The sequence below is a fragment of the Gammaproteobacteria bacterium genome, assembly GCA_021647245.1.
Classification (GTDB): Bacteria; Pseudomonadota; Gammaproteobacteria; order RBG-16-57-12; family RBG-16-57-12; genus JAFLJP01.
On the sequence record JAKIVC010000010.1, the window covers coordinates 57,822 to 70,146 of the forward strand.

The 12,325-nt window shown below is 48.5% G+C and carries 13 protein-coding genes; 12 read left to right on the forward strand and 1 reads right to left on the reverse strand.

Annotated features, from left to right (window positions below):
* The first annotated feature begins 38 nt into the window (after window positions 1-38).
* From L3J94_04420 to L3J94_04430, 3 genes are all read left to right on the forward strand, one after another.
* The gene (locus L3J94_04420) at window positions 39-1,283 is read left to right on the forward strand and encodes a M48 family metallopeptidase (protein ID MCF6218001.1); all 1,245 of its coding nucleotides are present in this window, start codon (window positions 39-41) and stop codon (window positions 1,281-1,283) included.
* Window positions 1,283-2,281 carry a small ribosomal subunit biogenesis GTPase RsgA gene (rsgA, locus tag L3J94_04425; GenBank protein MCF6218002.1) on the forward strand — a complete coding sequence of 333 codons (999 nt, stop codon included), beginning with the start codon at window positions 1,283-1,285 and terminating at the stop codon, window positions 2,279-2,281. Before L3J94_04420 ends, rsgA begins: the two co-directional genes overlap by 1 nt.
* 76 nt (window positions 2,282-2,357) lie before the next feature.
* Entirely contained in the window at window positions 2,358-3,083 is a 726-nt protein-coding gene (locus tag L3J94_04430; protein ID MCF6218003.1) for a hypothetical protein, read from the forward strand.
* 218 nt (window positions 3,084-3,301) lie between these two features.
* On the opposite strand, the gene L3J94_04435 is transcribed toward L3J94_04430, so the two are convergent.
* A complete protein-coding gene (locus L3J94_04435; GenBank protein MCF6218004.1) occupies window positions 3,302-3,466 on the reverse strand; it encodes a hypothetical protein in 165 nt (54 codons plus the stop codon).
* Window positions 3,467-3,814: 348 nt separating this feature from the next.
* Between L3J94_04435 and rmuC the strand changes: the two genes are divergently transcribed.
* From rmuC to L3J94_04480, 9 genes are all read left to right on the forward strand, one after another.
* Window positions 3,815-5,260 carry a DNA recombination protein RmuC gene (rmuC, locus tag L3J94_04440; protein MCF6218005.1) on the forward strand — a complete coding sequence of 482 codons (1,446 nt, stop codon included), beginning with the start codon at window positions 3,815-3,817 and terminating at the stop codon, window positions 5,258-5,260.
* 263 nt (window positions 5,261-5,523) lie between these two features.
* The gene (gene tcdA / locus L3J94_04445) at window positions 5,524-6,324 is read left to right on the forward strand and encodes a tRNA cyclic N6-threonylcarbamoyladenosine(37) synthase TcdA (protein ID MCF6218006.1); all 801 of its coding nucleotides are present in this window, start codon (window positions 5,524-5,526) and stop codon (window positions 6,322-6,324) included.
* A 17-nt stretch (window positions 6,325-6,341) separates the two neighbouring features.
* Entirely contained in the window at window positions 6,342-6,710 is a 369-nt protein-coding gene (locus L3J94_04450) for a c-type cytochrome (GenBank protein ID MCF6218007.1), read from the forward strand.
* A 55-nt stretch (window positions 6,711-6,765) separates the two neighbouring features.
* On the forward strand, window positions 6,766-7,245 hold the full coding sequence (locus tag L3J94_04455) for a hypothetical protein (protein ID MCF6218008.1): 480 nt from the start codon (window positions 6,766-6,768) through the stop codon (window positions 7,243-7,245).
* Window positions 7,246-7,470: 225 nt separating this feature from the next.
* A complete protein-coding gene (locus tag L3J94_04460) occupies window positions 7,471-7,971 on the forward strand; it encodes a hypothetical protein (protein ID MCF6218009.1) in 501 nt (166 codons plus the stop codon).
* A 35-nt stretch (window positions 7,972-8,006) separates the two neighbouring features.
* Entirely contained in the window at window positions 8,007-9,950 is a 1,944-nt protein-coding gene (locus tag L3J94_04465) for an ATP-dependent DNA helicase (protein MCF6218010.1), read from the forward strand.
* Between the two features lie 25 nt (window positions 9,951-9,975).
* Window positions 9,976-10,659, forward strand: coding sequence for a tRNA (adenosine(37)-N6)-threonylcarbamoyltransferase complex dimerization subunit type 1 TsaB (tsaB, locus tag L3J94_04470; protein MCF6218011.1), 684 nt, complete (start codon window positions 9,976-9,978; stop codon window positions 10,657-10,659).
* Window positions 10,660-10,713: 54 nt separating this feature from the next.
* Window positions 10,714-11,898 carry a pentapeptide repeat-containing protein gene (locus L3J94_04475; protein MCF6218012.1) on the forward strand — a complete coding sequence of 395 codons (1,185 nt, stop codon included), beginning with the start codon at window positions 10,714-10,716 and terminating at the stop codon, window positions 11,896-11,898.
* 18 nt (window positions 11,899-11,916) lie between these two features.
* Window positions 11,917-12,204: a hypothetical protein gene (locus L3J94_04480; GenBank protein MCF6218013.1), complete on the forward strand. Its 288-nt coding sequence runs from the start codon at window positions 11,917-11,919 to the stop codon at window positions 12,202-12,204.
* Window positions 12,205-12,325 lie beyond the last annotated feature (121 nt).

A 12,325-nucleotide genomic window follows, 5' to 3' on the forward strand; every position in this document is an offset into this window, starting at 1 on the left:
TTATTGAAAATCCATTGCCAGAAACCATTTTTTACTCTATGAATAACTTCACTCTTGTCTTTATATGCAGCGTATTGATCGCCCTCTTTGTACAAATTTGGCTCTCAATGCGCCACTTGCGCCATATGCAACACCACAAAAATAGTGTGCCCGATGCCTTCAAACAAGAGATCACCCTCGAAGCGCATCAAAAAGCCGCTGAATACACCGCCACCAAGACCCGTTTCGAGATATTTGAACTCACACTGGCCGCACTGCTGCTATTGGCATGGACACTGGGCGGTGGGTTGGAGTTTCTTGACCAGCAGGTGCAACACCTAGGACTGAATCAAATCGTGAGTGGTGTCATTTTTATACTGGCTGCCTCAATACTAATGACAGTGATTGACCTGCCCAGCAACGTCTACCAAACATTTAAAATAGAGCAACGCTTCGGCTTCAACCGGACAACACCCGGACTGTTTTTATCCGACTTTGCCAAACAGTTACTCCTATCGCTGCTACTGGGGCTACCTCTACTCTGGGTAATACTCTGGTTGATGGACAACGCGGGCAGCCTATGGTGGCTCTATGCTTGGGCCGTTTGGTTGAGTTTTACACTGGTGATGATGTGGCTATATCCTGCCGTGATCGCCCCCCTGTTCAATAAATTCACACCGTTGGAAGATAAGGCACTGCGTCAGCGTATCGAACAGTTACTTGAGCGCAACGGCTTTCAAAGTAATGGTATTTTTGTAATGGATGGTTCCACTCGCTCCAGTCACGGCAACGCCTACTTCACCGGACTGGGGGGTAACAAGCGTATCGTCTTTTTCGATACCCTTCTGAAAAGCCTTAATCATGATCAAATTGAGGCCGTTTTAGCACATGAATTGGGGCACTTCAAACATCGCCACGTCACAAAGCGGCTCGTTACAATGGCGATCTCCTCACTTCTCGGGTTAGCCCTGTTAGGCTGGCTGATGCAGCAGCCCTGGTTTTTCCATGGGCTGGGAGTATCGACACCCTCGACCTATGCTGCATTAATGCTGTTTATGTTGACACTGCCAAGCTTCACCTTCTTTATGGCACCCATTTCATCATTAATGATGCGTAAGCACGAATTTGAAGCCGATGCTTTTGCCGCACAACAGTGTGAACCCAAACACCTGATTGACGCACTGGTTGCACTCTACAAAGATAACGCCAGCACACTGACCCCAGACCCTCTCTACGCCGGGTTCCACTACTCACATCCACCCGCTGCGATTCGCATCCAGCATTTGAAGGCGTCAGCCAAATAATGAGCAAGCGCAAACTCACCCACAACCAACGCCGCCACACACAGCGCATTCAAGAGAAACGCCTTGAGCGTGCAGCAAAGCAAGAGAGCAGAGAAGAGACCACACTCGGTACAGAGCAGAAGGGGCTAGTGGTCACCCGGTTTGGCAAGACGGTTGATGTTGAAGGAGCTGATGGAGAGATTGTCCGCTGCAAATTACGCCAAAATATAGGCGAACTGGTCTGTGGCGACCGCGTCATCTGGCAAGCAGAAAATGAAACATCCGGCGTAATCTGCGCGGTAATGCCCCGTCATAGCTTGCTGGCACGCCCCGATTTTCAAGGCCGCAAAAAACTCATCGCCGCAAACATTGACCAGATAATGATCACTTGTGCCACCTACCCAGAGATCAGTCCCGGGCTAATCGACCGCTACCTGGTTGCAGCCGAGGCCACCGGTATTACACCGGTCATTGTGGTGAACAAAACAGATCTAATCACTGAGCAAAGTCGCCCTATCATAGAGAAACAGCTGGCTATATACCACCAGCTGGGCTATCAGGTAATCTACACCAGCGCGGTTATTCTAAATGGCATGGATGAACTGATTAAACAGCTTAAAGATCATATCAGTATCTTTGTCGGCCACTCCGGTGTTGGTAAATCCTCACTGATTAAAATACTCTTCCCAGAGCAGGTTATTCGTATCGCTGCACTCTCTGAAAGGTCGGGAAAAGGGCGTCACACCACAACCGCATCTACCCTCTATCACCTGCCACAGGGGGGTGACCTGATCGATTCACCAGGCATACGTGAATTTGGCCTATGGGAAATCACCGAACAGCAAGTGGCGGAAGGCTTTTTAGAATTAGAGCCTTATATTGGTAACTGTCGCTTCCGAAATTGCCGCCATCAGGCCGAACCTGGCTGCGCCATTCAAGTAGCCGCCGATTCGGGCGCTATAACACCACGACGCATCAACAGTTTTTACCGAATGGTGGCATCACTCACAGAAAAGTGACAGCACTTTAGGCAAACTGCTAATATGCCACGGTACATTATCAACCGTTTATCCGCCTATATTCAGGAGAAGATTCATGAAGCTTCGTCACCTTTGCGCCGTTTCACTACTGGCCGCCAGCTCTTCCGCCATGGCTGCCGATCTCAATTTAGATGTCATGACCGTTCAGGCGGATTTTAAAGAGCTATCAGAAAACCTGAGTGCTGCAATGAGTTACAAAGCGGTCACCCCCGCTGAGGCACTCTCTAGTGGCTTATTACCCTTTGGTTTTGATGTAGGCTTAGAGGTCAGTAGCACCGTAATAGACAATGATAGCGTTTTCAACGACGCTTTCGGCAGTGATGCACCCAGTGCCATTATCATCCCCAAACTGCATGCCCATGTCGGCCTGCCATTCGGCATCGATGTAGGTGCTTTTGTCAGTGCAATCCCCAGTACGAATATCAAGCTGGCTGGTTATGAACTACGTTATGCGATCCTTGATGGTGGCACCGTAACACCCGCCGTTGGCATACGCTATGCGGCTACCGCTCTGACTGGGGTCGACAACTACGAACTCAGCACTCGCAGCCTTGACCTTTCCATCTCGAAAGGATTTCTAATGCTAACCCCCTATGCAGGCATCGGGCGAGTCTGGACCAGCAGTGACATTAACTCCACAGCATTGGATAGCGTCGACTTCTCCCAAAGCAAACTCTACGCGGGTGTTAACATCAATCTGGGGCTATTAAATATTGCGGTTGAATCAGACAAAACCGGCGGTTACAGCAGCTACAGTGCCAAGCTAGGCTTTCGTTTCTAATCTGGGCATTTCGTAACTCTTCAGCGTATTTATATTTTGCCTCACATCGAGGCATTTTTCGCACACAAAGAGGGGGTCCAAAATCCCCAGATAGGACTCCCTCCGACCTCCAAAAACCATTCCCGCCCTCTTTCAACACTTATTGCTGGCCATTTTTTGCTCATCATCCATTGTCACTTTTTTGCGACGGTGTAAACCGGACTGTAGCAGGGCGTTATTCACTTCTCATCTTCCTGGAGGTAGCGAATGTCGTCTAGGTGGAAGCTGCCTTCATGCTGCATTAAAATGAGCGCCTTGATGAGTTCAGACGGTTTATATCCGCGATTGCTTTTGGGCCGCGGAAAGTGATGGTCAATACACTCGGCGAGATTAAGAGAGTCCATTAACTGGAGCGTGCCTTTTTTTGGTTGCTCTAACCCTTATCAACTCCACCTGAGGGTTAGGGTGTTACTATTATTTACGTGCTCTCTTTTCACTCTGCTAGGATATCTCTTTACTCTAATCCCCAGGTAGAAACACGTATGCTGCACAAGCTCTTGATTCCACAGCAAAACAAAAAATAGCCGCCGAACCTGCGGGTGCGACTAATATTTTTAGTTTCACTGTAAAACCAAACGCTTACACATCATCTCGCGCTTCTATCTGGGGATTAGGGCTTTATGAAATAGCTGCGCGGAATCGTTATCCGTGTATCTATTTAGTATGATTTTTTGTAAACGGGAGCTTTTTTGGTGGCTGAGTCTGTGGTGTGGGGTGCATTATTTCTGGCGTTAATTACCGGTGCGATGCTGGGTGCCTGGCTGGTATGGAGCAAGATGAGCGTGGCGGCTAAACAGCAGCAGTTGGATGCGTCACAACAGCAATCTGCCCGGTTGGCTGAGGTGCAGGGCGAGCTTCAGCGGCAGCAGACAGCGTTGGCGGTTGCGGATGAACGGGTTGTTAGCATGGGGAGGCAGTTGCAGCAGGCGCAGCAGGAGCGGCGTTTGTCACAGCAACAACTGGATGAGGTGCAGCAACGCAACGGTACGTTGCAGGCTGAAAATACTGAGTTGCATACCCGCCAGCAAGAGAAGGAGCTCCATTACGCCTCACAGGTGGCGCAATTTGAGCAGCAGAAACTTGAGCTTAGCCGTGAGTTTGAAAATCTGGCCAATCGTATTTTTGAGGCCAAAGGGAAGTCATTCTCTGAGAGCAGTCGACAGTCGTTGGATGATATGCTTAAGCCGTTTCGCCAGCAGATTGTCGATTTTCGACAGAAAGTAGAAGAGATTCACCATAAGGATACTGAGCAGCAAGCGCAATTACGCAGTGAATTGGGCCACCTAAAAGAGCTTAACAAGCAGATTACGGAAGAGGCTCACCAGTTGGCGACAGCGCTTAAGGGGCAAAAGAAGAGCCAAGGAAATTGGGGTGAGTTGGTTCTGGAGAATGTGCTTGATCGCTCAGGATTGGTCATTGATAAGGATTATAAGCGTGAGGTAAGTTTTAATACTGAAAGTGGTCGGCAGCGCCCTGACGTTATTATCTACCTGCCTGAAAATAAGCACTTGATTGTTGATGCCAAGGTGTCATTGAATGCGTATACCCGCTATGTGAACAGTGAGAATGAGGCTGAATCTAAGCAGGCGATGAAGGCCCATGTTGCGGCGATTTCTGATCGCATTAAAGAGTTATCTGACCGCCACTATTTTGAGTTGCCGGGTTTGAATTCGCCAGAAATGGTGTTTATGTTCATTCCGATTGAGTCGGCTTTTGTTGAGGCGCTGCGGGCGGATGAGAGTTTGTTTCAGAAAGCGTTAGAGCAGAATGTGTTGGTTGCCACGCCGACAACACTGCTGACCAGCTTGAATATTGTTCGTCAGCTGTGGCGTTTTGAGGATCAAAACCGCCACACGGCTGAGCTGGCTGAAAAGGCGGGTAGAATGTATGATAAATTCAACACTTTTTTAGGCTCTATGGAGAAGGTAGGGCGCTCGCTGGATAGTGCCAAGGATAGTTATGAGAAAGCGTTCGGCCAGCTTTACAGTGGCCGTGGCAACCTGATTAAACAGGCCAATGAGCTTAAAAAGCTGGGTGTATCTGTTAAGGCAGAGTTGCCGGCGCTGTTGGTTGAGCGTGCCGAGCTTGAGTTGGACCATTCGGCTGTGGATGCCGTGGGTGAGAGCGAAAAAACATAGTGTAATGGTTTCAGCGCCGTACTTGCTGGCTTTTCTCTGGCATAATAGGTGGCATATTAAATGCCTGAGATCTCTGCACAGGTGGATGTACTGATAAAAAGGCTAAATCCCCGCTGTTTTTCGTTGGTAAACGTGTGAATAGCACGCTATTTCCTTCATTTATTGCCTCAAGCAGCCAATTTTTATCTCTTTTTTCTCCAGCCCCGCTTGTGCAAAGTTCACTGGTATTAATGCCACGCTTTTTTCGGTAAAAAACAGTGAGTATGACAACAGAGAGTTATCAACGCCGCTTTGGCGGTATTCAACGCCTGTATGGCGACCAGGGCGCGAAAGTGCTTGCTCAGGCGCATTTTTGCGTAGTCGGTATCGGTGGCGTTGGCTCCTGGGTGGCGGAGGCCTTGGCGCGAAGTGGAGTCAGTCGAATTACACTGATTGATTTTGATGAGATATGCGAAACGAATATTAACCGGCAGTTGCCCGCACTGAGTAATACTATCAATCAGAAAAAATGCCAGGTGATGGTGGAGCGAATCGCCCTTATTAATGCGGATTGTCAGGTTGAGATCATTGATGATTTTATCACGGTGAAGACATACCAGGAGTACCTAAATGGTAGCTTTGATTATGTGATTGATGCCATTGACAGCATTAAATTTAAAGCATTGATGATCAATTATTGCAAACGTAATAAAATCCCGATTATTGTGACGGGTGGTGCTGGTGGTATGACCGATCCGACCCAAATTCAGGTGCAGGATGTAAGCCGCACTTTTAATGACCCGTTGATTGCCAAGGTTAGATCACAATTGCGAAAAGAGTTCGGTTTTAGCAAAAGCGGTAAGCGTAAGTTTGGTATCGATTGTGTTTTCTCATCTCAACAACCGGTTTACCCAAAGAAAGATGGTACGGTGGGCTATGAAAAACCAGGTATTCACGGGGTCTCGCTGGATTGCCGCTTTGGTTACGGTGCGGCCAGTTTTATCACGGCCAGTTTTGGTTTTATGGCCGCAGGCCATGCGATAAATAGATTGATTAAGAGAGAGTCAAAGCTTTCTCAAAAATAGTTTTAAGGAGTGGTGAAATGTATTTTGTATTATTGGTGGTGCTGTTGGGCACTCTCCTGGGTGGTTGTAGTCGTGATGCGGGCGATGTCATGACGACGCACAATTTAGAAGATCGTGCCCTGGGTAAGGTTAAATCGATCCTTATTCGGGGAGGCTGTTTTGGTTGCCACGATGTTAATGAGCATCGTTTTGGCCCGGCGTGGAGTGCGGTGAGTGCCCGTTATAAAGATGACCCTGAGGCGGCTCAAAAACTATTCGAAAGCATCAAGTATGGTAGTGGTGGAAAGTGGACGGCGGTTGCCGCCAGTGCGGTCATGCCGCCGAATGAGCATAAGGCGAATGATACGGAAATAGCCGCTGTGGTTGAGTATATTCTTTCGCTATAAGCTTTAGTGCAACGGATCTTCCTTTGGCTGAACTCAATTTTAAGATGAGGGTTGTATGGGGTATCCGCAGCGATTACTGATGTTGACTGTTGTGTTATTCGTGTCGGGATGTGTGGCGGACTCTGAGTGGGGGCGGTCACAGCACATATCTAAAATTGAAAAACAGATGGTTGAGCAGGGCGTTGATAAGGCTGTGGTGGCGGGTCAATTGCTACTGGAAGCCAATAGTGCCCGCATGGTGGGGAATGCATATTTGGCGATTGATTACATAAAACGGGCTAAGTATTATACCCCGGAAAGCCCAGTGGTCTGGTTTCAGTTAGCACAGCTTTATCTACAGCAGGCACGTTACAAAGAGGCTGAAGCGAGTGCGCTGAGAATAATTCGCTTCTCTAAAAACAGTACCCAGATGCAGGCTAAAGGGTGGCGCCTGATTGAACAGTCACGGCTGTTATTGGGGCGTGAGGATCGTGCTGTATATGCCGGAATTCGCGCTACGGAGCTTGAGCGCGAACAAGTTTTCTTCAAAAATTGAAAGATATTTCCATCTTTTCTTAAATTGGTTTATAAGACCTAGTACATCAACACTCTTATATTGCCTAGTCAGCGATTCTGTGGCATTTCGCATCAAGGCATAGCTCGCAGGGAATGGTTATTCCCTTGACAAGCGCTATAACGCCGAGGCGGAGTGCCACAGAAACGCCTGAAGGGTTGATGTACTAGCTAGCTATCTATACATTTTATTTGTGAGACATATCCGGTGGGTATCTACGCGGTTGATAAATTAATGAAAGAGGCGCGTACCCTCGCGGCGCAATATCGCAAGGCGACGGGTAAGCCGCTAGGTATTAGCCGTGAAATTGCGGAGTATGATGCGGCGCGCTTATTGAATCTCGAACTCTGTACTGATCGCTCTGCCGGGTTTGATGCCATTGGCGCGGGTGAGCGAAAAGGGCAACGCATTCAAATTAAGGGACGTGCTATTTTCGATGAGCGCAAATCAGGCCATCGTATTGGCCAATTAAAATGTGATAAGTCGTGGGATAGCGTGGTACTGGTGATTATGAACTCGGAGTATGAACCCGTTGAGATTTATGAGGCCAGTCGCGATGTTATCGATGAGGCGATGGCGGCCAGCCAGAGTAAGCGTGCCAATCGCGGGGCGATGACGGTCGCAAAGTTTAAAGTGATCAGTGAGCTGGTTTGGTGTATTGAAACAGGTGCTGTTACAGATGAGGTTTGGGATAGTCATGGTGAATAAGATGTTGAGCTTTAGGGTTGATTGCTGAAAATATTATGCAGAATTGTACTGATATATTGGGCCATGATGGCCCTTTTTCACATCACTTGACAGGTTTCGCGCCACGTCGGCAGCAGCAAGAGATGGCTGAGCAGGTTGAGAAGGCGATTAATGAGCGTTCGATTTTGGTGGCCGAGGCGGGTACGGGCACTGGGAAAACTTTCGCCTATCTGGTGCCGGCACTGCTTTCGTCAGAAAAAGTTATTGTTTCAACCGGCACCAAAAATCTTCAGGACCAACTCTTTTATCGTGATCTCCCGCTAGTACGCAAAGCACTACAGCAGCCAGGTAAAGTAGCCTTGCTGAAGGGGCGCTCTAACTACCTCTGTCACTACCGGCTTGACCTGTATCGAAACAGCCCTCGTGTTCAAAATCCGGCGCTACATAAAACACTAATCAAAATCAAGCGTTGGAGCGAAATCACTAAAAGTGGTGATACCGGTGAACTGACCGATGTCGCAGAAGATTCACCACTCTGGCCTTTTGTTACCTCCACGGCCGATAACTGCCTGGGTCAGGAGTGTCCAAGTATTGCTGATTGCTGTGTGATGAAGGCGCGCCGTAAAGCACAAGAAGCTGATTTGGTGGTGGTTAATCACCACCTCTTTTTTGCCGATCTTTCACTGAAGGAGGAGGGAGTTGCCGAGTTGCTGCCAGGGGCCAATGCGGTGATCTTTGATGAGGCACACCAACTCCCGGAAGTGGCCAGTAATTTTTTTGGCCAAGCCTATAGCAGTAATCAACTGTTGGAGCTGGTGAGTGATATCCAGGCCGCCATTGTAGATGAGGCGGTGGATATGCAGCTGCTCGGTAAGCTGGCTGATCGCTTGGAGTACACAGCAAAACTATTTCGGCGGGTGATGCCCGATAACAGTCATCGCATCACCTGGAAAGTGTGCAGGCAGATCGACGGAGTTGATGCCGCCCTTAAAGAGATGGGCGAAACATTATGTGAGCTGCTGGAGCAACTGGAGGTGGGTGCTGAGCGGGGCAAAGTACTGGCGAACTGCTACGAACGCTGCGATGAGCTGTATGAGCGCTTCCAAAAGTTAACCGGGGAGACCCCCGAGGGTTTTATCCACTGGGTTGGTGTGTTCAACCGCTCGGTGGTGGTTAATCTGACCCCCATGGATATTGCTGATATTTTCAGGGAATATATGCAATCACGCCCTTGTGGTTGGATCTTTACATCAGCTACGCTCACGGTTGCCAACAGCTTTGAACACATCTGCACTACCCTGGGTATTGATGATGCGGTCTCACACAGTTGGGATAGCCCATTTGATTACATGAATCAGTCAGTATTATACATTCCCACCGGCTTGCCAGAGCCCTCAAGCGCTGAATATGGCGCGCAAGTTGTGGCGCAGGCGTTGCCGGTATTAAGAGCGAGTGAGGGGCGGGCATTCATGCTGTTTACCAGTCACCGCGCCCTTCAGGAGGCGGCGGGATTGCTTGAGAATGAACTGGATTATCCGCTATTTATTCAAGGTAGTATGCCCCGTTCACAATTGTTAGCTAAATTTCGAAAGACCGCTAACGCTATTTTATTAGGTACCAGCAGTTTTTGGGAGGGAGTCGATGTGCGTGGAGAGGCGCTCTCTTGCGTGATTATCGACAAGCTGCCCTTCGCTTCACCGGGCGACCCTCTGTTACAGGCGCGCATTGATGCGATTCGCGAGCGGGGGGGCAACCCTTTTCGTGACTATCAACTTCCCCAGGCGGTGATCGCGCTGAAACAAGGGGTGGGCAGGCTGATTCGTGATGTCGATGATCGTGGAGTATTAATGATTTGTGATCCCCGTACGCTGACTAAATCCTACGGCGGAATATTTATCGATAGCCTTCCTCGAATGAAACGTACCCGCAACTTAAAACGTGTAGAGCAGTTTTTTGAGAAGCCCGAAAAAGAGCCGATAGAAGATTCAAGCGCTCAGTGAACTCTTAGCCAATAGAAGGTCTTATATGAGTTGCAATAAAATACTCGCCATTGAAACCTCCACGGCGGCTTGTTCTGCCGCATTACAGGTTGGAAGCGAGGTAATCGGGGAGTTTAAAGTTGCCCCGCGACAACACTCTGAATTGATCATTTCGATGGTCGATAAGCTGCTTGTTGAATCGGGGGTTTCATTGCGCCAGCTGGATAGCATCGCGTTTTCCCGAGGGCCGGGGGCCTTTACCGGGTTGCGTATTGCTGCCGGTGTGGTGCAGGGGCTGGCATACGCAAGTGATCTGCCGGTTACGCCTGTCTCAACGCTGGCAGCGATGGCTCATGGGGCCTTTCGGAATTACGGCACGCAGCAGGTGCTGGTGGCCAATGATGCGAGCATGAAAGAGGTCTATTTTGGCGCGTATTATATCCCTGAACTTGGCCAGGCAAATTTATTAGGCAAGGAGTGCGTTACCTCCATGGCCGATATCTCTCTGCTCGATGAAGGCGAGTGGCTGGCGCTGGGCAATGGTTGGCAGCGTTATGCCGATCAAATACCTGCAACAGTGGCCGAGCAGCTGCATAAAAGGGTAGTTGAATACTACCCTGATGCAAAAGAGGTGGTGAGCCTGGCACAAACCCTTTTTTCTAGGGGTGAATATGTTGCGGCTGAGGAGGCGATCCCCGTCTATTTGCGTGACAAGGTGGTGGGCAATTGAAAGTTAATGGGCCGAGTAAAATGGTGATATTGGATGTTTAAAAGAGAGTGGCCCTTGAAGCAGTTGATAACTGTTTTAATGCTGGGTGCAGTGGTGATGCTGGCAGGGTGTTCGAATATTCCAGATCATCGCTCAGATACTGCACGCTACTCAGCCCCCATTTCTGAATTGGATGTTTATAGTCTGATGACCTCTCGTCAAGCTGGGAGTATCAACTTCAGCGGTAAGAACCTCACACGCCTGACCATGAATAATGCTGACTTTTCAGGTGTTAAATTTATTGAGGCGTATCTCGGCTTTACCGAGTTACGCCGTACCAAACTGGAAAATGCTGACTTTTCAGGTGCGAATTTGCACCATGTGGATCTTCGGGGGGCCAATTTGCGCTATGCATCGTTGCGCGACGCAATGCTACGTTATGCGGATCTCAGTGGTGCCGATTTAACTGGCGCAGACCTGACTGGTGCAGATCTGCGCGGTGCAAAACTGAATAGGGCCATTATGGATGGTACCGTTTTGATTGAAACCGATTTTACGGACGCAGAGATTCACCGTGCAAAGTTTAGTAATTTAGAGTTTCGCTATACTCGCTTTAAAAATGCCTCACTGGATTACTCGGTATTTAAGGAGGTAGACTTCAAAGATGGTATGTATGTTGGTGCGTCCATGGTGAGTGTAGTGATGCGCAAAGCTAACTTGTTTCTTTTAGAGATGAAAAATGTTGATTTTACCCGCGCTAACTTCAGGGGGGCGAATTTTGAGAGAGCTCGGTTTGCTAAGGTTAAATTTGACCGGGCTGACTTGAGCCACACTTATCTGAGTGCAACAACATTTACAGATAACTCCATGCGGGATGTTAATCTTCGTTATAGTCAGGCCGTCTCTGCCAGTTTTTCAGGTAGTAATCTGGAGGGTGCTAATCTCTATAAAATGGATGCCACAAGAGCAAATTTTTCCTGGTCAAACTTGAATAATGTGAAGGCCTCTGAGGTGATTTTTGAGTCGGCAAATATGAATAACGCCAGCATGCGTAATAGCGATTTTCGTCGTGCAGTTTTTGTGGGTACTAACCTGATCTCCTCCTCTTTTGCTTATAGTGACCTCAGCGAGGCTGACTTCTTGAAATCTGATATTCGCGGTGTTGATTTTACCGGGGCAAAACTTTTTCGGGTAAAAAATCTTGATGATGTGAATGGCTTAAAGAAAACAAGAAACCTTGATCCTTCCACTATTTTATAATGTCGCTATAATCAACGGATGCGTATTGGCGATAATAATCCCGTTTTTTATGGTGCAGGTAACCAGGCTTCGGCGGTTGCTAGGCCTGCAGCTGCCGAATTACCACAAAAACTCCAAACACCTCCCGTTGATGAGGCAAAAAAACAGCAGCTGTTACAGCGTTATATGCAGGCGGAGAGAGTGGATGGCGGGGTGTTAAGCTTAAGCTATTCGCAACAGCGGGCAGTGGAGTCATATAGCCTGCAGGCGCAACAAGAAGAGTTACAGCAGCTGCAGGCTGTGCTGGGTATCGATGAATATGCCTAGTACTCTTTCAATGTGATATTGCCTAGTGTTAAAATTCCTTCTCATGGTTGGTCAATATCTTGTTGAGGGTGCTCATGAAAAAGAAATACATCATTCGGTTATCAGAAGAAGAACGCCAGAA

Bases quoted from the DNA above. Each gene is read 5' to 3' on its own strand.
- L3J94_04420 (MCF6218001.1), top strand. From the start codon at position 39: ATGAATAACTTCACTCTTGTCTTTATATGCAGCGTATTGATCGCCCTC.
- rsgA (MCF6218002.1), top strand. From the start codon at position 1,283: ATGAGCAAGCGCAAACTCACCCACAACCAACGCCGCCACACACAGCGC.
- L3J94_04430 (MCF6218003.1), top strand. From the start codon at position 2,358: ATGAAGCTTCGTCACCTTTGCGCCGTTTCACTACTGGCCGCCAGCTCT.
- L3J94_04435 (MCF6218004.1), bottom strand. From the start codon at position 3,466: ATGGACTCTCTTAATCTCGCCGAGTGTATTGACCATCACTTTCCGCGG.
- tcdA (MCF6218006.1), top strand. From the start codon at position 5,524: ATGACAACAGAGAGTTATCAACGCCGCTTTGGCGGTATTCAACGCCTG.
- L3J94_04450 (MCF6218007.1), top strand. From the start codon at position 6,342: ATGTATTTTGTATTATTGGTGGTGCTGTTGGGCACTCTCCTGGGTGGT.
- L3J94_04455 (MCF6218008.1), top strand. From the start codon at position 6,766: ATGGGGTATCCGCAGCGATTACTGATGTTGACTGTTGTGTTATTCGTG.
- L3J94_04465 (MCF6218010.1), top strand. From the start codon at position 8,007: ATGCAGAATTGTACTGATATATTGGGCCATGATGGCCCTTTTTCACAT.
- tsaB (MCF6218011.1), top strand. From the start codon at position 9,976: ATGAGTTGCAATAAAATACTCGCCATTGAAACCTCCACGGCGGCTTGT.
- L3J94_04480 (MCF6218013.1), top strand. From the start codon at position 11,917: ATGCGTATTGGCGATAATAATCCCGTTTTTTATGGTGCAGGTAACCAG.